The organism is Dyella sp. S184, assembly GCF_009766065.1.
GTDB lineage: Bacteria > Pseudomonadota > Gammaproteobacteria > Xanthomonadales > Rhodanobacteraceae > Rhodanobacter.
This window is the reverse complement of the sequence record NZ_LMUE01000009.1, coordinates 398723-418485: the sequence shown is the minus strand read 5'-3', so window position 1 is coordinate 418485 and position 19763 is coordinate 398723. Positions and strand designations below refer to the sequence as shown.

Sequence of the window (19763 nt, the reverse complement as noted above, 5' to 3'; positions counted from 1 at the left end):
TGCGTCGTCGCCGCCTGCTCTTCTCCCCCGAAATGCCGGTTTGGACACGCATGGCGGTAATCCCAACTACGCGATCCGGTGTTGTCGGATTGTTCGCGTAGCCTTGTCCTGCGACCTAATGGCTCACATGGACAAGGTGTCCCGTGGCGATGTCCAACGCATCTGTGAACGACCTATATAAACGGCAGTGGAGCGAATCCAACCATGCAATTCATCAAAAACGGTCCGGACATTCCTGAACGCCTATTGCAGGCCCATGAGGACGGTCGGGTTGTTTTCTTTTGTGGCGCGGGTATCTCCTACCCCGCGGGACTGCCTGGTTTCAAAGAGCTGGTTGATGACATCTACACGCATCTTGGCGCCACCCGCGATCCGATCGAAAAGGAGGCGTTCGATAGGGGCCAATACGACGCGACCATCGATCACCTGGAACGATATATCACCGGTCGACGCGCCGTGGTGAGGGCAGCACTTGCGAAGATATTGGGGAGACCGAAGCTGCGCCGTAAAGGGGCCACGGCGACGCACCGCGCCCTGCTGCAACTGGCCACTGATCGCGATAGCAACGTGCGGCTTATCACGACAAACTTTGATCGTATCTTCGAGTACGTGATACGTTGTGATCGCCTATCGATACCGACATATGCCGCTCCCTCATTACCCATCCCGAAGATCAGCCGATGGAATGGATTGGTTTACCTGCATGGCGTTCTGCCTAAAGGTCAAGACGAGGTTGCGCTCAACCGACTCATTCTCTCAAGCGGTGACTTCGGCCTTGCTTATCTGACGGAGCGCTGGGCAGCCCGTTTTGTCAGTGAGCTGTTTCGTAACTTCACCGTCTGCTTTGTGGGGTACACGATCAACGATCCTGTATTGCGGTACATGATGGATGCGTTTGCGGCAGATCGAACGCTCGGCGAAGCTTCACCTGAGGCCTATGCATTTGCCCATTGCGGCAACGTGGGCATGGAGCAATCGCGTATCGCTTGGGAGGCAAAGGGGGTGACGCCCATGCTGTATGGGATGCCTACGAATGAACGCGACCACGTCGCGCTTCATCAAACCATCGATGTCTGGGCGGATATCTACCGTGACGGTGTGCTTGGTAAAGAGCGAATCGTTGCGCAATATGCGGTTAACCCGCCCATTTCAAGCACGGTGGATGACGATTACGTCGGTCGTGTGCTCTGGGCAATTAGTCACGAAACGGGACTACCGGCCAAACGGTTCGCGGAATTGGATCCGGTGCCACCACTCAGCTGGCTTGAACCGCTGTCCCAAGATCGGTTCAATCATGATGACCTTGCGCGCTTCGGCGTTCCTGCCAAAGCGCGACGCGATGACAAACTGGCGTTTAGCTTATTGCTGCGGCCCGCGCCTTATCAACGTGCCCGCAAAATGGGGCTCGTCGAAGCCGACCAAGCGGGTCAGGAGTGGGACGATGTCATGCCTTATTTGGCAGTGTGGCTCACGCGGCACTTGAATAATCCGGATTTGCTCTTATGGATCGCCAAGCGCGGCGGACAGCTCAATGAGCGATTCGCGTTGATCATTTGGTATCGTATTGAAACGCTCGACAAGCTGCAGCGAGGTGGACGGGTCGAAGAGCTTGCCCGTATACGTACCGCCGCCCCCGATGCGGTGCCGGGACCGTTGATGCGCACGTTATGGGATCTGGTGCGTTGCGGAAGGCTCAAGTCGAACGCACTAAGCGCGAGAGGCAGTTTGTACGGCTGGCTACGCCGACTTCGCGACGATGGCCTAACGCTGGCATTGCGGTTGGAGCTGCGCGACATTCTTACTCCCCGCATTGTTCTTCGTGAGCGCTTTCGATTGGAAGGGTTGGCTGAGCGTGTCGATGACCCGACACGCATCAGGGACCTGGTGGACTGGGAAGTGGCGTTGTCGGCCGATCACGTGCATTTTGCGCTACGAGACTTTCGCAAAAGTGCTGAGGGTGACGCCGCCTGGCAGGTGGTGTTGGAAGCGATGCTCTTCGATTTCAATGCACTTCTGCGTGAAGCGCTTGACCTGATGTACACGTTGGATGGCCGGGATGAGTTAGTCGATCTAACCGCCGTTTATCTGCCATCGATTGCCGAGTTGGATCAGGCAAGTGAGCTCCACGATTGGATGGTGCTGGTCGCGCTTGTTCGCGACGCGTGGCTCTTATCGGCCGAAAAATCGCCGCCTCAGGCCGGCGCGCTGGTGAACATGTGGTGGCAGGCACCGTACCCGTTGTTGAAGCGAATGGCTTTCTATGCCGCGGCAAACGGCAGTGCCATCGAACCGGAGGTGAGCCTGTCCTGGTTGTTAGCCGAAGATGCGCATTGGCTGTGGGCAAGAGAAGGGCGCCCGGAGATGTTGCTATTACTCGTAGCTATCGCGCCACGTCTGAACGCAGCACAGTTGGAAAGATTGGAGGAGGCCATTGTTCATGGTCCACCCATGCCGCCGCTCCCTACGGATGCAGACCCGGCGCCACGGAACGCTGCCTTCAATGCCAACATCTGGTTGCGGCTTGCCAAAGTGCAGCAGTCCGGGACAGTCCTCGGCGGCGCGGCCGCAGCAGCACTTGCCACGCTATCGGAACACAATCCCGATTGGCAGCTCGCTGTGGAGGAGCAGGGCGATGCCTCGCCCTGGAGGGCCACGCCACTACAGCGGAATCAGGCGACATTGCCGCGAAAACGGCGGAATCTTGTTGTATGGCTAAAGCAGCATCCCGCTACGGACTTTTGGGAGCCGGACGATTGGCGCGAGCGGTGCGGCGACGACTTCCCCGCGACGGCAACGGCGCTCCTTGCACTAGCGGGTGAAAATGAATGGCCCTCTGTTCGGTGGCGGGATGCGCTCCAAGCGTGGTCAGAAGACAGGCTGCTAAAGCCGTCGTGGCGTCATATGGTGAAGGCAGTCGTCATTGCACCTGATGAGCTTATCGCGTCGAGAGCCAATGAGATCGGCTGGTGGATGCGCGCGGCGGCGAACATCGTGACGGATCAACGTGCTCAACTTTTCCGTCTTGCGCGGCGCATTTTTGCTCTTGACGACGTGGAGGAACAACCGCCGCCAGATTCCGTCGAGCGTGCGATTAGCCATCCGATCGGTAATGCGGTGGAGGCGCTCTTGCGTTGGTGGTACAGACAAGGATTGCAAGATGGCCAAGGCCTCCACAGCGACCTTGAGCCTATCTTTACCGAGCTTTGCGACCGAACGGTTCCCAAATATTGCAGCGCACGTGTGCTCTTGGCGGCTCACGCTATTTCACTGTATCGCGTCGACAGCCAGTGGACCTTCACGCATGTGCTTCCCTTGTTCGATTGGCGTGTATCGGAGTTGGAGGCGCGTCTCGCATGGCAGGGTTTCCTGATGTCGCCGCGCTTGTACCCGCCTTTACTGATTGCGATGAAGGATATGTTACTGGCGACAGCGGAGCACTACGCAAAGCTCGATAGCTTCGGTCGTCAGTACGCGGATTTCCTGACGTTCGCCGCCATCGAGTCACCCGATGTCTTTTCAAACGGTGAACTTCAGCAAGCGGTGCGCGCCTTACCGGAGAGTGGCCTGCGTCATGTCTCTGACGCGTTGGCTCGAGTGCTTGGTAGTGGAGGCGAACGACGTAAGGAGTATTGGGAAAATCGTGTGCAGCCGTTTCTGCATGGCATCTGGCCGAAGTCGCTCAGTCTCGTCTCTCAATCGATTGCACAAGGCCTCGCACTTCTCTGCATCGAGGCCGGGGACGAATTTCCGGGCGCGTTGGAGATGCTACGAGTATGGTTGATAGCGCTAGATCATCCGGATTACGTCGTCACTCGGCTGTCGCAACAGGGACTGTGTGGGAAATTTCCAAAGGCGGCATTGACGTTTATGGACAAACTTATAAGCGGCACCAATCAATGGCTTCCTACCGAGTTAGAGGAATGCTTGGAATCAGTGCGGCATGCTGATGCCGTCCTATCGGACGACAAAGCGTATAAGCGACTGGCGGAGTATGTACGGCGTTTTTTGAGAACTAACGGATGAGGTCGACCCGTAGCAGACATTTTTTTGAGAGACTGCATTGGTAGCTATCGGAAGGGGGTCCTATGATTCATCGCCTAATCGGTTGTGCCGTAGTGCTGGCGTGGCTATGGATGGTTTGCCACTTGTCTCAGGTGGTACCAAATCTTGCGGTCGCGGAGGCTTCCAGAATCTCTCGATCGGGACGCGGGGCCATGTACGTTTTGCTCATGCCACTCCTCGCAGCTGCCGTACTCATCTTTCCTAACTTCTTTGCGGATCGCTTCAGCCCTGTCTCCAGCATGACTGGCGAGCAGCTATTTGGGGCCGGCATTTTGCAACTCCTTGGGTACTTCGCCTTGCTGGTCAGCTGGGGACTTTGGGAGTTATTTCGTTCATAGCGACCTTGTGGCAGGCTGCTAAGGTCAGCTTTCGACCGATTCTGTTGAAAAACTCCGTTTTAACGAATGGACGTCCAAATTTTCGATCACGACGGCCGTGACAATTCGATTCTGTACAAATTTGCACGCGCAGGCCAATAGAAAGAGATTGCCGCGGCCGACTTTTCACGCAGCAGACGAGCTCAAATTTTCGAAGCGAGTTTTTCAACAGAATCGACCCGTACCAGACGTTAGTGATCTAGGATCAGTCGATGGACTACGTGATGGATATTCGATCCGATGAAGTACAGGTTCAGTGCGAATCCACCTTGCTTCGCAAGGAATTGGCGCTAGCCGGAGTGCTCGTAGGGGACGTTGCGTTGGTGCCCGTTGCCGATCGATCAGATCTCGCTAGAGTGCTTACATGGCTCCAAAGCTTAGGAGTTCCGTTCCTGGACGCTGGCCCTGGGTGCACGCCGGCTGACGTCTTTAAATTGATGCGGAGTGACGCCTTGGTGGCAGGTCCGATTACCGGCATCTATTGGACTGCACCGGGCTCGTCTTACCTCAGGGAGGTGTAGCCTTGCGCCGGCCGCTTACGACCCATTTGAGCCGGTCGCAAACGTCTGCTTTGGGGCGTCTAATTATCGGGTAATTATCGGGACCTGCCGACGCGAGCCATGGGCGTAGCGTTCGCTGCCCGAGGGGGCGGCATCGCCAGCCATTCATCGATCCAATGGACTCAGGACCCCACTGGCACTGCGATTGAGGACGTGGGTATAGATTTGGGTCGTGGCGACATCCCTGTGCCCGAGCAGCTCTTGGACGGTCCGGATGTCATAGCCCATTTCGAGCAGGTGGGTTGCGAACGAATGCCGCAACGTGTGCGCGCTCAGTGGCTTGAGGATGCCCGCACGAAGACGCGCAGCCTTTAGTCCACGCGCCAGGATGGCATCGTTGAAGTGATGGCGGCGCTCGATGCCATCGTCGGGATCGATTGAGCGCTGAACTGACGGAAAAACATACTGCCAGCCGAAGTCACGCGTTGCCGATGGATACTTGCGTGCCAGTGCGTACGGCAGGGACGCTGCGCCAAACCCTGCAGCCAGATCAGCAGCATGCAACATCCGCGCACGTTCGACTTCACGCTGCAACGGCTCGACCAACGATTTGGGCAATACGGTGTGGCGATCCTTGGCTCCTTTGCCACCACGGATCGTGATCTCGTTGCGCGCGAAATCCACATCCTTGACGCGCAGGCGCAGACATTCCATCAGGCGCATGCCGGTGCCATAGAGAAGGCTTGCCAAGAGCTGTGGCCGGCCTTCCATGTGTGCCAGAAGAGATCGCGCCTCGTCTTGCGATAGCACGGTCGGCACGTGCTTTGACCGCTTGGCGCGCACGACACCTTCCATCCATGGCAACTGGATCCCAAGGACCACCCGATACAGAAACAGCAGGGCCGACAGCGCCTGGTTCTGGGTGCTGGCCGCGACTTTTTCCTGGACGGCAAGGAGTGACGGGAACGCCTCAACCTCCGCCGCGCCCATCTCGCGCGGGTGACGCTTGGCGTTGGCCAAGATGAACCGCCTTATCCAGCCGATGTAGATCTTCTCGGTGCGTAAGCTGTAGTGTTTAACCCGCATGTGTCGACGAACTTCGTCGAACAAGCGGGGAGCAGGTGGAGTCGGAAGGGGTCCGGATATCCCCGCGGATTGTGGTGGATAAGACATAGCGCCCCGGATAAAAAGGTTTGTGTGGCAGCGTATCGACGATGCCGACTCCGGGAACATCAGATAAGGTCTTGATCTCGTGTAAGATTAAGGCGGAAAAGGGGTGCAGAGGGAAGCTGAACATCCCGTGCATATTGCGGAATCAAGGCACTACTGAAGCGTTCGGCATCGAGAGCGGCGGACTCGTTTCATTGGAAGACCCCTGCGTAAGAAAGCGGAGCATCCGGATTGACGAGGCATCGCGATCAGCAATACTCAGCAAAGCGCCTGCGGCGCACGGATAACTGTGTTGATCCGTGCGCCGCAGGCGCTTTGCTGTTTTCAGTCGCACCACCTCATCGCTGCGGTCCGCTATCAGAAGCCGAGTGCCTGAAACAAAGGAATCGCTACCCGCCACTCTCGCTCCCGAACTACGCGTTGAACCGGACTGCGGGTATAGAATTTCGCGACAACCGATTGCCGCTATCCGCAGCCGGTTAACTTGAGCGTTAGGCCCAACCAACCCTTGGCGACTCCAAAATTGTAAGATCCACGCTGTTTGCGAAGGCCCTAACAACGATACAAAAGGAAATTGATGGCCTCGTAAAAGCCTGGTTCCATCCAATCGACATCGACGAGCACTTCACTTTACTCGTCGAGTAGCAACTGTGGTGTCACTTTACGAACAGGGGATGTATGCATCGACTATCCGCGTCCATAGCTTGCGTTGTGCTTCTTGCTGGTTGTGCTGTAGAACCAGAAAAGGTGCCTCCTCATAACGCAGTACTGCCTCCTTCAATTATTCAAACGCAGTCCTCCCACGATCGGGATCCCACCTACCAAATTCGGACTCAACCGGTCTATCCAGGTTTCGAGGCGGTATACGGCGCAGAAGGTACGACGCTGTTGCTAATACTTGTTGGCAAGGATGGTAGACCGCTCGATATTAAAGTTGTTAGCAGCTCCGGATGGCGAAACCTGGACTGGGCCTCCATTAACGCGGCTAAGCAATGGCGTTTTTGGCCGAAAATAAAAAACGGGGTCGCAGTGGATGCCTATGTGCGGGTGCCGGTTAATTACACCGATAGCTTCAAGGAAGTTGACCCCTGGCCATTGGAGTACAGAGTGGCAACCTTCCATGTCGACAAAACCTCCATCCCCTATCAAACGGTCGGAGAGGCAGTTGCTGGCGTCGCCGCGATGGCACATGAGCCTGTATATACGGGTATTGGCCCACAACATCATACCTATGTGATCTATGACGATAAGCGAGTCATGCGCGAGCGTTGGTATTTCACTGATATTTCCACAGATCGAGCGATGGCGGTCCGCTATAGATTTTCCGGCACTGCGAAGCATCCAGTAACGAACGTTGCGGCGATTTGCGACAACGTCAAGGTATGCCAACGCCGAATGCAATCGACCATGGCTGGGCCTGTTTCGGTCCGAACTCCCACGACAGCCCCTTGAACTGCGTTTGAACTCGGAGGTTGAAGATCCTATCCGCCGGCAAAGCCTTCCAATAATGTTGGCGGCAATGCCTAACAATTCGTCCAAGCGGACGGGACAGTTCCTACGCTTTAGTGGACACCCTGAACTATCACTTCAGGAGTCCACACCATGCCAAAACCAGGCCCCCGAACCACCTACCGCTATACCGAGAATTTCAAGGCAACCGCTGTCCGTTTGAGCCAGCTACCTGGCGTGGCGGTGGGTGACGTCGCCGAGTCGCTTTACATCCATCCGTTCATGCTGTCTCGTTGGCGCAAACAGGCGCGTGAGGGTTTGATCGTGACAAAAAGTGTAGCCGTCGATAAAGAAGTGGCCGCGGAGCTCAAGGAGCTGCGCCGGGTGAAGAAGGCCTACGAGCAGTTGAAGATCGAGCATGACCTTTTAAAAAAAGCGATCGCGTTCACTTCCAGTCCAAGGCCGACATCTTCGCCTTCATCCGTCAGCAAATGCAGCACCCGGTGAGCCGGTTGTGCTGGCTCTACGGCGTCAGTGCAAGCGGGTACTACGCGTGGCGCGATCGACCAGCGAGCGAGCGCTCACAGGAAGACGCGCGCTTACTTGAGCGCATTCGCCAGGTGCATGACGAAGGTCGACAGACTTACGGCAGCCCACGTGTCCACGCCGGGCTTCAGCGCGACGGCGAATCCGTTGGGCGACGTCGGGTGGAGCGTTTGATGCGAAATCACGGTATCCGCGGCTGCTCTGCCGATCTGTATCGACGTTGCCCGGGCGTGGATCGCTTCTTCGCTAGCGTCGACAATCAGGTTCACGAGATGACTGTGGATCGGCCCGATCAGGTCTGGGTGACCGATGTGACCTATCTGAAAGTGTCGGGGACGTGGCGCTACCTCGCCACGATCATGGACCGCTACTCACGACGGTTGCTGGGATGGTCGCTGGGCACAGACCGGACAGCCAGCTGACATGCCGCGCATTGGCAGCAGCGTTGCGCCAGCGAAAACCTCAAGCGGGCACGCTGCTGCATAGTGATCGCGGCATTGAATTTCTGGCTGGCGACTTCAAACGTGTGTTGGCCAACGCAGGACTGGTGCAGAGCGTAAACCGCCCGCATCGCATGACCGACAACGCGCACATGGAATCGTGGAACAAGTCGATGAAATCGGACATGTATCACCGCCAGTGTTTCGACACCGAAAGCTCATTACGAAACGCCGTGCGCAGCTACATCGATTTCTACAACAACACGCGCTTACACTCCGCTTTGGGCTATCGTTCTCCCATCGAGTTCGAGGCACAATGCGGCTAACCATCCGGTGTCCACTTTTGCGTAGGAACTCTCCGGCTTCGCCGCCGCTTAACTCAAGCGTTAGGCACCACGGGGGACTACGCCATGAGGCGTTCAATTTTTCCTATCCTTGTCGTGTTATCAATTGCGGCTGTGCTCATATTTCTGGCGAGGCAGCGCATCTGGACAGAGTCAGGCCTGGAAGGCGCGTGTAAAGAGAAGACGCAGGCTTATTTTGTAGCAAAGAGAGGTATCCCCACAGACTGGACGCCGTCTATGCTAAGCAAGCTCGGTGAGGGTGTGATGAGTTTCTACGGTAGTTGGCGTGTAGGCACGAAACACTACGATGTCATGTGCTCAGCTCGATATGGCACTCCCATTGCAAGCGTTGGTTACGAGATCGGCGAGCCAAAATAGCAACTAAACGTCGAGTAAGTGCCTAACTACTCGTTCAAGGCGGACGGCTACGCCGCCGCTTAATTCCAACGTTAGCGCTCATGTAGACACTGCTCATCTACAGTTGGATTGCACTAGCCGCTGACATCGTGCTGTTCACGGCCATGTATTGTCTGTCGGGCATGCGGTACGGCTTCGCCGCCGGCTTGGCATTGGTCACGGCGGACGGCGTAAGCGGGTCGGCACGCTTCGGCATGGGAAGAACACTCCACGGGCTAGGGCGGTTCTTCCCAACGTTATTCCCAAAATGGGGGGATCAAAAGGGAAATCCGGGGTGCCTGCCGGGACGTCACCCAAAGAAAAACCGCGCCGTAGCGCGGTTTCCGGGGTCTTGCGTGACACTGGCGAAGCATTCCGTGGTGGAGCGGATGGGGATCGAACCCACGACCTCCACGATGCGAACGTGGCGCTCTCCCAGCTGAGCTACCGCCCCACAGAAGCGGGTGATATTAGCAGCGCATATCGGTTTTCGCCAAGAGTCCCTGATGCCGTAGGCGTGATCCGAGGCATGTTCAGCCAGGTAGCAGGCTGGCGAGGTGGTCGTGCAGTACGTCATGGCGCCAGCCATCGAGCAGATCGGGCCATTCGGCGGTAACCACGTATTCCTCTAAGGCCTTGCGTGGGCATAGCAGGCCGGGTGGCAAATCCAGTTCGCCAGCGAGGTTGTCGACCACCTGCTTCATTTCAGCGAGCGCCTTTTTCGCCTCGCCCTGTGGATGGGCAGGGATGCGTGCGGTCGCGGCGACCTCGTCGGCGCTGACCGCTTCGGTGACCAGCGCGAACAGTTCGCTGCGCTGGGCCGAGCGCAGGGCACGCTGGCCGCGGCTGCGCTGGTCGAGCTCGCTGAGGGTCGCAGGTGGTTGCTGCGCCAGGTTCAGTGCCAGGGTGTCGTCGATCAGCCAGGGACGCGGCACATCGAGCCTGCGTGCGCTGCGGTCACGCCAGAGCAGCAGGCGCCGCAGAAGGGCTTGTCGTGCGGCCGGCCATTCGGCGGCACCGCGCATCGCGCGCTGCGGCTGCGGGTCACCGTCGCGATGGCTGGCGCGGCGTTTCAGGCGCTCGCAATCCTCCGCGTGCCAGGCGCTGCGTTCGCGCTGGTGCAGGCGTTCGACCAGTTGTTCGTGGATGGTTTTCAGGTACACCACGTCCAGTGCGGCGTAGCTGCACTGCGAGGCTGTAAGCGGACGCTGCAGCCAATCGGAACGGGTCTCGCCCTTGTCCAGTTCCACCCGGGAGAGTTCGGCCACCAGCGCGCGGTAGCTGATGCCCAGGCCCATGCCGACGAAGGCGGCGGCGATCTGGGTATCGAACAGGATGTGCGGGCCGTCGGGCAGCAGTGGTGCCAGGGTTTCCAGATCTTCACTGGCGCTGTGCATCACGGTGACGGCCGGGCCGGTGCCGAGCAGCGGCTGCAGCGCATCGCCGATGTCGAACGCGAGCGGATCGATCAGCGCATGCCGGCCGTTCCAGCCCAGCTGCAGCAGCGCCAGTTGGGGGTAGAACGTGTTACGGCGCATGAACTCGGTGTCGAGGCCGACCGCCGCGTCCGCGGGCACGGCGGCAAGCCACGCCTGCAGCGTGTCGCGGTTGTCGATCCAGTCGGCGGGGGCCGTCTCGGGCAATGACATTAGGTATTCCTTTGAAGACGCAGGGCGTGCATTTGCCCTGTCGGCAGTTTGTGCCTATGGTGAGCAACGCACGATAACAGGCCACATCAAGGACGCCCATCCATGCCGAGCAATGCAACCCTTCACCGTCAGCGCACCCTTGGTGGCGCGTTGGGTGTGATCGTGCTGGGGTGTGCGCTGACCTATCATTTCTTTCCACGGGTATTCCACGTCAACCCGGCCGAGACACCGCGTCGATCGATGTCGATGGGAACCTCGGTGCCGGGCAGTGAGGAGCAGTCGGAGCAGGTGCCGGCGATCGCCGAACTCAATGCGGGGCCCCCGTTGACGCTGGCACCGACGGCGGTGATCGTTGCACTCAGCCACAAGAACGCGAACCTGCCCGAGCAGCTGAGCGCGGATACTCCGGCGGTGCAGGCCTTGCTGGTGCGCGCAGCCAAGGCGCTGCACGCAGGCCAACTGGCAGGTGACAAGGACAGTGCCGCCGCGTTGTTTGCGCAGGCGCTGAAAGAAAAGCCCGACAGTCGTCGCGCCGCGCAAGGCCTGTTCGATGTGCGTGCTCGGCTGGTGGCGGAGATCGATCAGGATATCGTCGTGGGTGATGCCGATTCAGCGCGGGATATGCTTGATGCGCTACGCACCCTGCCGAATGCAGCGGACGATGTGACACAACTGGAAGCGAGCCTGAAAACCCTGGCCCAGGTGCGACCGATGCTGGCCAAGGCGGCCGCTTTGCTGGCGCAGGGCAAGGTGGATCAGCCCGTTGGCGGCAGTGCGCTGGACATGTATCACGAGGTGCAGAAGCTCGATCCGCAGAACGCAGTAGCCGAGCAGGGCATCTTTCAGGTGCAGCGTGCAGTACTTGATCGCGCGCTGGCTGCAGTGGCGCAGAACGATTTCGCCGGCGCGGATATGGAACTGGCGCATGCGCAGACCATCCGTCCTGGCTCGCAGCAGATGCAGGACGTGCGCAAGCGCGTCGATGACATGCGCGAACAGCGCGCGAGCGGCGTGCTGGCGCAGGCGCATTCGGCGCTGGATGCCGGCAACCTCGCGCTGGCCAACAAGCTGGCGGCGCAGGCGCGGGCGATCGATCCCGATCTGGCAGCGCTGACGGCTTTCGACGAGCAGCTGACCAATGCGCGCCTGTACGCCAGCTACAAGCCTGGCCAGGTGTTCACCGATCGCTACGTCGACCTGCCGGGCAAGACGCCGGCGATGGTGGTGATCCCCACCGGCAGTTTCCAGATGGGCGCGTCCGACAGCGACAATGACCGCACCGATGCCGAGCTGCCACAGCATGCAGTCACCATCGACAAGGGCTTTGCGATGGCGCGCAGCGCGATCACCGTGGGCCAGTTCCGCGAATTCGTGCGCGCCAGCGGCTACGTACCCGACTCGGTGAAGCTGGGCGGTGCCAGCGTCTACGACGAGCGCAGCGGCGCGATGCGCGACGATTCGAGTGCAACCTGGCAGGACGATTACGCCGGCCACAAGGCCGCCGACAACCTGCCGGTGGTGAATGTCTCGTGGAATGATGCCAAGGCTTACGCCGACTGGCTGAGCCAGCGTACCGGCAAGGTCTATCGCCTGCCCAGCGAGGCCGAGTTCGAATACGCCCTGCGTGGCGGCACCATCACCCGCTATTGGTGGGGCGACGGCGTACCGACGCATCTGGTGGAAAACCTCACCGGCTCCGGCGACCGTTCGCACAGCGGTCGCCGCTGGAGCCACTCCTTCCGCGGCTATCGCGATGGTTACTGGGGCCCGGCACCAGTGATGAGTTTCGCCCCGAATCCGTTCGGCCTGTATGACATCAACGGCAATGTTTCGGAGTGGGGTGGCGACTGCTGGCATGACAACTACATCCGCGCGCCAGCCGATGGCACGGCGTGGCTCAACCCCGGCTGCACCGCCCACGTCGTGCGCGGTGGTTCCTGGGGCAGCTCACCGGAGCAGGTGAACTCGGCCTATCGACAAGGCAACAACGCCGATGTGCGTAGTGGCCGGGTTGGCTTCCGCGTGGTGCGCGAGCTGTAAGCGGACAAGAAAAACCCCGCACTAGGCGGGGCTTTTCGATTCCGTGGTACCGGTGATAGGACTCGAACCTACACGACATCGCTGCCAGCGGATTTTGAGTCCGCCGCGTCTACCATTCCGCCACACCGGCACAGAAGCTGCTGATTATGCCGGTTTCAGTGCACGCGGTCGAGTCCCAGTACGCGGACATCGCGCTCGTACCAGCGATCCTCCGGCAGTGGCTGGAATACGGCGCACTGGGTCATCGGGCCGGAGTAGATGTGCAGGCTGACCGTGACCGCGTTGTCGCTTGGGTTGCGGATGCTGTGGTACTCGTGTGGCGGGATCAGGCTGCCGGCCGAGCCGGCACCGGCCTGGATCGAGCCCACCGGCTGGAAACGGTAATGTTGCGCGTCGTGTTCCAGCAGCTCGTACTGCACGATCTCCAGCGCGCCGTTCCACACGCCCTCGACGCACCACATGCCGTCGTGATCGTGGATCGGCGTGCCCTGGCCGGGACCCCAGGTCATCGCCACCACGCAGTAGCCGTGCTCCTCGCTGCGGTACAGCTCGCGGCGGGCGTAGTGCTCGGCGCAGGCCTCGAACACGCAGTCGGGCAGCTTCACGGCATTGTCGCGGATCAGCTTGCACAGGCTGTTGCGCAGGCTGTCGGTGAGTTCGTAGGTGGTCGGTTTGACCACGGCGGCGTCGATCGCGTCGATCAGGGTGCGGCTGCCGGGGAAATCCAGGGTGAGCATGATGTTCTCGGGTGGTGCGTGATGCGGCTTATCTTACCAGTGCGATGGTTACGGGGCCGACAAACGGTTCAGGAAGCCGCCAATCGCGCGGCTGTAGTTCTCGATATCGACCAGGAAGGCATCGTGCCCCTGCGGCGAGTCCAGCGCCACGAATTCCACCTTGGCGCCAGCTGCCTGCAGGCCTTCGGCGATCTGCTCCTGTTGCTGCAACGGAAACAGGATGTCGGTGCTGACGCCGATCACCATTGCCTGTTCGATGTGGATGCGCTGCAGGCCCTCGTGCACATTGCCGTGACCGTATTCGGCCATGTCGAACCAGTCGCTGGCACGCGACAGGTACAGATAACTGTTGGGGTCGAAGTTGCGCACGAAGCGTTGCGCGTGGCCTTCGAGATAGGACTCGACCTGGAACTCGCGTCCAAACGGCTCGTCCTCGCGCTGTTCCGGGTCGAGCCGGATGCGCGCGAAGCGGCCATTCCATTCCATCGCCGATCGATAAGTGATCACGCCGAGCTTGCGCGCGATGCTCATGCCCATGTCAGGGTAATTGCCGCCATGGGCTTGATGGATGTCGTATTGACCGTCTTTCCAGTTCGGATCGAGCCGGATCGCCTCGCGTTGCAGCGAGCGGATCGCGATCGCGAACGGTTGCGCCTGCGGCGCGGTGTCCACGCTGATATGCGCGCGGACGCTGCCGGGATGCAGCAGCATGTAGGCCAGCGCGCTCATGCCGCCCATCGAGCAGCCGATCAGGCAAGCCAACTGCGTGATGCCGAGGCTGCTGACGGCGGCATGTGCGGCGTTGGCGACATCTTCCAGCGCCAGCTCGGGAAACGTCAGCCGGTAGGCTTCGCCGGTAGCAGGGTCGATCGAGGCGGGGCAGGTCGAGCCCTTGTCGCTGCCCAGCGAGTTCACACAGATCACGAACCAGCGCGAGGTGTCGATCGCCTTGCCGGAGCCCGCCATCTCTTCCCACCAGCCGGGCGTGGGATCGGTTTCGCAGGAGGTCATGTGCGCACTGGGTGACAGGCCGGTCAGCACCAGCACGGCGTTGTCGCGCGCGGCGTTCAATCTGCCCCAGGTTTCGTAGGCGACGTGCGCGCCGTGCAGTTTGCCGCCGCGCTTCATCGCAAACGGCGAGGGCAGGGTGAAATAGCGGCGCGCGTCGTGGCTCATCAATGCACCTTGTCGATACTGATCGTGATCGGCGTCTTGCTGTCCACCGCGACGACACCGGCATCGCCTTCGAGGTCGCCGGGCTGAGCGATTGGCTGGCCGCTGTGGCTGATCCGCGCGCCGACGAACACGCGCGCTACTGACGACAGTTTCATCGCCGGTGTCATCGCCATGGCATCGGTGAGGGTGACGCTGGTCGGCAACTGGCTGGCGTCGAGTTTGGCAACAGCCAAGGGCATCGGCGGTCCATTCTCGGCACGAGCGTAGACGAACAGCGTATCGCCCGCAGCGATCTTGTCCTTGAGCGCCGCTGCCAGCGAGACCTGAACCTGCAGAGCTGAGCCCTGTGGTGCGGCAGCAGGTGCGCTGCTCGATGCGCCAGCCGGCGCGCCACCGGCGCGGGTATCGGCAACCGCAATCTGTTCGGAGACAGCCTGGGCGACCTTCGAGCCCGGTTCCAGTTGCGGCTGCAGCACGCGCCAAGTGGCGGCCGCTGCCTGGTACTGACCATGCTGGAAATCGCTGATGCCGAGCAGCCACAGGCCACGCTGGCTGTCCGGCTGCAACTGCACGGCGCGCTTGAGCAGCTCCAGCGCACGGCCTTCGATCATGTGGTCGCTGCGCGTCATCGAATCGGTTTCGGCCCAGCCCACCATCGCCTCGGCGTTGTTGGCGTTGAGCTGCAGTACATGATCGTAGGCATCGCGTGCCGCAGTCGGATCGTGCTGCATGGTGCTGGTCTGCGCCAGCAGCATCCAGCCTTGCTGATCGTTCGGCTGCTGGGCCAGGTGGGCACGCAGCTCGTCGATCGCCTGTGGCAGGGTCAGTGGTTGTTCGGCCTCGGCGGTAACGCCATTGAGCGCGGCTGGTGTGCCTATCAGCAAATACAGGCCGGCAGCGGTCAACGGCAGCACGAAGGCGATCACGAGGGACAGTGCGAACACGCCACGTGAACGCCCCGCCTTGCGGCCCTGCCGTATCAACGGCAGCAGCAAGGCAGCCAGCGCCACAGCGATCATCACTGCAGCGGCGATGAAAAAAGCGGTCTTCACCAGTCGTCCCCGTTGTCGGTCGGTGTGTTGTCGGCCGACACGCTGTCAGCGGACAGGCTGGAGGTGCTTTCAGCGCGGCTGCGTTTGCGGATCGCGACCAGCACCACGCCGGCACCACCACACAGGATCAGCAGCGGGCCAAACCACAGCAGCCAGGTGCCGGGTTTCAGCGGTGGGTCGTACAACACGTAGTCGGAATAGCGGTCGACCAGGTACTGCTTGATCTCATCGTCGCTCTTGCCCTGCTGCATCAGCTGGAAGATCTGGTTGCGCAGGTCTCGCGCGATTGGCGCGTTGGAATCGGCCAGCGTCTCGTTCTGGCACATCGGGCAGCGCAACTGCTGGGTCAGGTGCTGGAAGCGCAGTTCCTGCGCGTGGTCGGCGAACGGCATCGGCTCGATCGCTTGCGCGTGGGTCACGCCGGCAAATACCAGCAAGGCCACCAGCAGCGCATGAAGAAACGCACGCATCATGGCTGCGCCTCACGCGACAGCGCCGCGATCGCCGGCTTCAGTTCGCTGGCGACCACGTCAGGCGTCAGCGGACCGATGTGCTTGTAGCGGATCACGCCCTTCGCATCGATCAGGAAACTTTCCGGGGCACCGTACACGCCGAAATCGATCGCGGTGTTGCCGGGTTCATCGGCAACCAGCACGTTGTACGGATTGCCATGTTCGGCCAGCCAGCGTTTCGCATCGGCCGGTGCGTCCTTGTAGTTGTAGCCGACCAGTTGCACGCCGAGGCTCGGGGCTTCGGCCTGCAACACGGGATGTTCAACACCACATTCCACGCACCAGCTGGCGAACACGTTGAGCAGGTAGGGCTTGCCCAGCAGGTCCGATTTGCTGACTGTCTGCGTGGGTTCGTACAGCTTGGGCAGCACGAAGGCAGGGGCCGGCTTGTTGAGCAACGGCGACGGAATCGCGCTCTGGTCGTGCTGGGTATTCCACCAGATGCCGAAGCCGAACAGCACCACCAGCAGCATGAAACCGAAGAACGGCAGTAACCGGTTCATGCGCGGTTTTCCTGCACCAGCAAGATTTCGACAGTTTCGCTTTCGGCGATGCGTTTGATCCTGAAACGCTTGTCGGCAGCACAGACGAAGCCACCCAACATCATCAGCAGGCCGCCACCCCAGATCCAGCGGATGAAGGGCTTGTAATACAGCCGCAGCGCCCAGGCGCCTTCGATATGGTTCGGGTCCATCGGTTCGCCCAGCGCCACATACAGGTCACGGGTGATGCCTGCGTCCACCGCGGACTCGGTCTGCACCTGGCCGCGCAGATAGGTGCGCTTCTGCGGATGCATCACCGCGACCGGATTGCCGTCGCGGGTGACCGTGACCACGCCCTGGTCGGCGCGCCAGTTCGGTCCAGTGGTGCGATGCACGCCATCGAACAGGAAGTCATAGCCGCCAATGTGCTGAGTCTGCCCGGGTGCCATCCGCACATCGCTGGTCACGCTGAGCGATTCGGACAGCAGCACGCCAGCCACGAACACGCCCACGCCCAGATGTGCCAGCAGCATGCCGGCCATCTCGGCTGGGTAGCGTCGGCCGCGCGGCACTTCGCGCCAGCGCTTGAGCGTGTACAGCAACACGCCGACGGTGAGCCATACCAGCGACGCCACTCCAGCGATGGCCTTGAGCTGGCCGTGGACGAAAAACGCCGCCACGATCGCGCAGGCCGCGGCAGCGATGCCGGCGCGCAGCAACACCTGCTTCAGCGCCGGCGTGTCGCCCTTGCCCCAGCGCAGGAACGGCCCGAACGGCAGCAGCAGGACGACCGGCAGCATCAGCAGCGGAAACAGGAAACCGAAGTAGGGCGGCCCGACCGAAATGCGGCCCATGTTCAGCGCATCGCCGATCAGCGGGAACAAGGTGCCGAGCAGCACCATCGCCGCTGCCACCGCGAACATCAGGTTACCGATCAGCAGCACGGTCTCGCGTGACAGCAGGTTGAACGCCTTGCCGCCGGCGACCTTCGGCGCGCGCAGCGCATACAGCAGCAGCGAGCCGCCGACCACGATGGTCAGGAACGCCAGGATGAATACGCCGCGGCGCGGATCGGAGGCGAATGCATGCACGGAGGTGAGCACGCCCGAGCGCACCAGGAAGGTGCCGAGCAGGCTCAGCGAGAATGCGAAGATCGACAGCAGGATGGTCCACGCACGCAACGAACCACGCTTCTCGGTGACGGCCTGCGCATGGATCAGCGCAAGGCCAACCAGCCATGGCATGAAGCTGGCGTTCTCCACCGGATCCCAGAACCACCAGCCGCCCCAGCCCAGTTCGGCGTAGGCCCACCAACTGCCGGCGACGATGCCGCAGGTGAGGAAGGCCCACGCGATGTTCGTCCACGGCCGCGCCCAGCGCACCCACGCCTGTTCCAGTTCGCCACCGAGCAGCGCAGCGATCGAGAACGCGAACGCTACCGAGAAGCCGACGTAGCCGGTGTACAGCACCGGTGGGTGGAACGTCATGCCCGGATCCTGCAGCACCGGGTTCAGGTCGGCGCCGTCGCCGGGCATAGGCAACAGCCGTCCGAACGGATCCGAGGTGAAGATGATGAAGGCGAGGAAGCCCACCGCGATCAGCCCCATCACGGCCAGCACGCGCGCGGCGAACACCTCGGGCAGTTTCTGGCTGAAGGCGGCCAGCGCCACCGTCCATACGTTGAGGATGAAGATCCACAGCAGCAGCGAACCTTCATGCGCGCCCCATACCGCAGCGATGCGGTAGTACCACGGCAGCGCCAGGTTCGAATTGTCGGCCACGTACTGCACCGAGAAATCGAAATGCACGAACGCCCAGACCAGGATGCCGAACGCCAGCGCCACGAATACCGCTTGGCCCGCTGCCGCAGGACGCGCCACGGCCATCAGCGCACGGTTGCCGCGCCAAGCGCCGAGCAGCGGCAGGATGCCCTGCGCCAGGGCCAGCAGCAGGGCAAGGATCAGCGCGAGCTGGCCGAGTTCCGGCGTCATGGCTGTATGCCGGGAATCGGGAATCGGGAATCGGGAATCGCAAAGCGAATCGAGGTGCGCATGGGCAATTTGCTCCGGAACACAGACGAGCGGTGAAGCGTGGCGTTCATGGGTCAGCGATTCTCCATTCCCGATTCCCCATTCCCGGCCTCTTCGACTTTCTTGTTCGCGTGCGCCTTCGCCATCGCGTCCTTCAGCTCTTTCGGCATGTAGGTCTCGTCATGCTTGGCCAGCACTTCGGTGGCGACGAAGCGCGCACCGTCCATGTGGCCGGTGGCGATCACCGACTGGTTGTCGCGGAACAGGTCGGGCAGGATGCCGGTGTACTCCACCGGCATCGCGCCGCCGGCATCGACCACGGTGAAAGTGACCTGGAGCGTGTCCTTGCTGCGCTGGATCGAGCCGGCCTTGACCATGCCGCCAAGGCGGAACGTCTTGTAATCGGCGGCCTGGCCCGACTGCACCTGGCTCGGCGTGAGCAGGTAATTCATGTTGTTCTGCAGCGCGTACACGCCCAGTCCGACCGCCAGCGCGGCGGCGGCGACAATCAGGACGACGATGGTGAGCCGGCGTTTGCGGGTGGGATTCATGGGCATGTCGTGATCCGTCGTCTCTTAGAGAGACGGTGGAGTGGTAATGGGGTTGCTGGCTGCGCGATCCTGTCGCACCCGATCCTGTCGCGAACTCTGTCGTGCAATGCGTGCACGAAGTTCGCGCAGCACGCGGCGACGGCGCAGTCGCGGAGCGATGCTGTCGACGATCAACACAATGAAGAACACCGCATAGGCCGGCCACACATAGACGGCATAACCGCCCATCGCCAGGAACGTCTGCAAGGCA

16 protein-coding genes and 2 tRNA genes are annotated in these 19763 nt (G+C 60.8%); 6 read left to right on the top strand and 12 right to left on the bottom strand.

Annotated elements, in window-relative coordinates; all coding sequences use genetic code 11:
- Positions 1-204 precede the first annotated feature (204 nt).
- Complete coding sequence (gene dsr1, locus GSQ75_RS14105; RefSeq protein ID WP_158755496.1) at positions 205-4023, top strand: anti-phage defense-associated sirtuin Dsr1; 3819 nt, start codon at positions 205-207, stop codon at positions 4021-4023.
- Between the two features lie 1081 nt (positions 4024-5104).
- Here dsr1 and GSQ75_RS14100 read toward each other — a convergent pair.
- Positions 5105-6112: an integron integrase gene (locus GSQ75_RS14100; RefSeq protein WP_158755495.1), complete on the bottom strand. Its 1008-nt coding sequence runs from the start codon at positions 6110-6112 to the stop codon at positions 5105-5107.
- A 675-nt stretch (positions 6113-6787) separates the two neighbouring features.
- Here GSQ75_RS14100 and GSQ75_RS14095 point away from each other — a divergent pair.
- From GSQ75_RS14095 to GSQ75_RS14080, 4 genes are all read left to right on the top strand, one after another.
- Positions 6788-7561 (top strand): energy transducer TonB, encoded by a 774-nt coding sequence (locus tag GSQ75_RS14095; RefSeq protein WP_158755494.1) that lies wholly within the window; start codon positions 6788-6790, stop codon positions 7559-7561.
- 150 nt (positions 7562-7711) lie between these two features.
- Complete coding sequence (locus GSQ75_RS14090) at positions 7712-8065, top strand: transposase (RefSeq protein ID WP_158755493.1); 354 nt, start codon at positions 7712-7714, stop codon at positions 8063-8065.
- On the top strand, positions 8050-8526 hold the full coding sequence (locus GSQ75_RS19300) for an IS3 family transposase (protein WP_256369805.1): 477 nt from the start codon (positions 8050-8052) through the stop codon (positions 8524-8526). Before GSQ75_RS14090 ends, GSQ75_RS19300 begins: the two co-directional genes overlap by 16 nt.
- 23 nt (positions 8527-8549) lie before the next feature.
- A complete protein-coding gene (locus GSQ75_RS14080) occupies positions 8550-8870 on the top strand; it encodes an IS3 family transposase (protein WP_254058582.1) in 321 nt (106 codons plus the stop codon).
- A gap of 792 nt (positions 8871-9662) precedes the next feature.
- On the opposite strand, the gene GSQ75_RS14075 is transcribed toward GSQ75_RS14080, so the two are convergent.
- Both GSQ75_RS14075 and rnd read right to left on the bottom strand, forming a co-directional pair.
- A tRNA-Ala gene (locus GSQ75_RS14075) sits at positions 9663-9738 on the bottom strand.
- A 79-nt stretch (positions 9739-9817) separates the two neighbouring features.
- On the bottom strand, positions 9818-10933 hold the full coding sequence (rnd, locus tag GSQ75_RS14070; protein WP_158755490.1) for a ribonuclease D: 1116 nt from the start codon (positions 10931-10933) through the stop codon (positions 9818-9820).
- Positions 10934-11035: 102 nt separating this feature from the next.
- Between rnd and GSQ75_RS14065 the strand changes: the two genes are divergently transcribed.
- A complete protein-coding gene (locus GSQ75_RS14065; protein ID WP_158755489.1) occupies positions 11036-12973 on the top strand; it encodes an SUMF1/EgtB/PvdO family nonheme iron enzyme in 1938 nt (645 codons plus the stop codon).
- 44 nt (positions 12974-13017) lie between these two features.
- Here the strand turns inward: GSQ75_RS14065 and GSQ75_RS14060 are convergent.
- The 9 genes from GSQ75_RS14060 to ccmD form a co-directional block, all read right to left on the bottom strand.
- Positions 13018-13103: transfer RNA gene (locus GSQ75_RS14060), tRNA-Leu, on the bottom strand.
- Positions 13104-13128: 25 nt separating this feature from the next.
- Positions 13129-13710 (bottom strand): cysteine dioxygenase family protein, encoded by a 582-nt coding sequence (locus tag GSQ75_RS14055; protein ID WP_158755488.1) that lies wholly within the window; start codon positions 13708-13710, stop codon positions 13129-13131.
- A gap of 48 nt (positions 13711-13758) precedes the next feature.
- Positions 13759-14886: a homoserine O-acetyltransferase gene (locus tag GSQ75_RS14050; protein WP_158755487.1), complete on the bottom strand. Its 1128-nt coding sequence runs from the start codon at positions 14884-14886 to the stop codon at positions 13759-13761.
- Positions 14886-15938: a hypothetical protein gene (locus GSQ75_RS14045; protein ID WP_158755486.1), complete on the bottom strand. Its 1053-nt coding sequence runs from the start codon at positions 15936-15938 to the stop codon at positions 14886-14888. The genes GSQ75_RS14050 and GSQ75_RS14045 overlap by 1 nt, the downstream gene beginning before the upstream one ends.
- Positions 15935-16408: a cytochrome c-type biogenesis protein gene (locus GSQ75_RS14040; protein ID WP_158755485.1), complete on the bottom strand. Its 474-nt coding sequence runs from the start codon at positions 16406-16408 to the stop codon at positions 15935-15937. Before GSQ75_RS14040 ends, GSQ75_RS14045 begins: the two co-directional genes overlap by 4 nt.
- A complete protein-coding gene (locus GSQ75_RS14035; RefSeq protein WP_158755484.1) occupies positions 16408-16953 on the bottom strand; it encodes a DsbE family thiol:disulfide interchange protein in 546 nt (181 codons plus the stop codon). Before GSQ75_RS14035 ends, GSQ75_RS14040 begins: the two co-directional genes overlap by 1 nt.
- On the bottom strand, positions 16950-18923 hold the full coding sequence (locus tag GSQ75_RS14030) for a heme lyase CcmF/NrfE family subunit (RefSeq protein WP_158755483.1): 1974 nt from the start codon (positions 18921-18923) through the stop codon (positions 16950-16952). Before GSQ75_RS14030 ends, GSQ75_RS14035 begins: the two co-directional genes overlap by 4 nt.
- Before the next feature lie 113 nt (positions 18924-19036).
- A complete protein-coding gene (gene ccmE, locus GSQ75_RS14025) occupies positions 19037-19513 on the bottom strand; it encodes a cytochrome c maturation protein CcmE (protein ID WP_174236743.1) in 477 nt (158 codons plus the stop codon).
- A 24-nt stretch (positions 19514-19537) separates the two neighbouring features.
- Positions 19538-19759, bottom strand: coding sequence for a heme exporter protein CcmD (ccmD, locus tag GSQ75_RS14020; RefSeq protein WP_174236742.1), 222 nt, complete (start codon positions 19757-19759; stop codon positions 19538-19540).
- Between the last annotated feature and the right edge of the window lie 4 nt (positions 19760-19763).

Coding starts and splice junctions, on each gene's coding strand:
- GSQ75_RS14100 (WP_158755495.1), bottom strand. CDS start 6,112: ATGTCTTATCCACCACAATCCGCGGGGATATCCGGACCCCTTCCGACT.
- GSQ75_RS14055 (WP_158755488.1), bottom strand. CDS start 13,710: ATGCTCACCCTGGATTTCCCCGGCAGCCGCACCCTGATCGACGCGATC.
- GSQ75_RS14090 (WP_158755493.1), top strand. CDS start 7,712: ATGCCAAAACCAGGCCCCCGAACCACCTACCGCTATACCGAGAATTTC.
- GSQ75_RS14030 (WP_158755483.1), bottom strand. CDS start 18,923: ATGACGCCGGAACTCGGCCAGCTCGCGCTGATCCTTGCCCTGCTGCTG.
- GSQ75_RS14040 (WP_158755485.1), bottom strand. CDS start 16,408: ATGCGTGCGTTTCTTCATGCGCTGCTGGTGGCCTTGCTGGTATTTGCC.
- dsr1 (WP_158755496.1), top strand. CDS start 205: ATGCAATTCATCAAAAACGGTCCGGACATTCCTGAACGCCTATTGCAG.
- rnd (WP_158755490.1), bottom strand. CDS start 10,933: ATGTCATTGCCCGAGACGGCCCCCGCCGACTGGATCGACAACCGCGAC.
- GSQ75_RS14065 (WP_158755489.1), top strand. CDS start 11,036: ATGCCGAGCAATGCAACCCTTCACCGTCAGCGCACCCTTGGTGGCGCG.
- GSQ75_RS19300 (WP_256369805.1), top strand. CDS start 8,050: ATGCAGCACCCGGTGAGCCGGTTGTGCTGGCTCTACGGCGTCAGTGCA.
- GSQ75_RS14095 (WP_158755494.1), top strand. CDS start 6,788: ATGCATCGACTATCCGCGTCCATAGCTTGCGTTGTGCTTCTTGCTGGT.
- GSQ75_RS14035 (WP_158755484.1), bottom strand. CDS start 16,953: ATGAACCGGTTACTGCCGTTCTTCGGTTTCATGCTGCTGGTGGTGCTG.
- ccmE (WP_174236743.1), bottom strand. CDS start 19,513: ATGAATCCCACCCGCAAACGCCGGCTCACCATCGTCGTCCTGATTGTC.
- GSQ75_RS14050 (WP_158755487.1), bottom strand. CDS start 14,886: ATGAGCCACGACGCGCGCCGCTATTTCACCCTGCCCTCGCCGTTTGCG.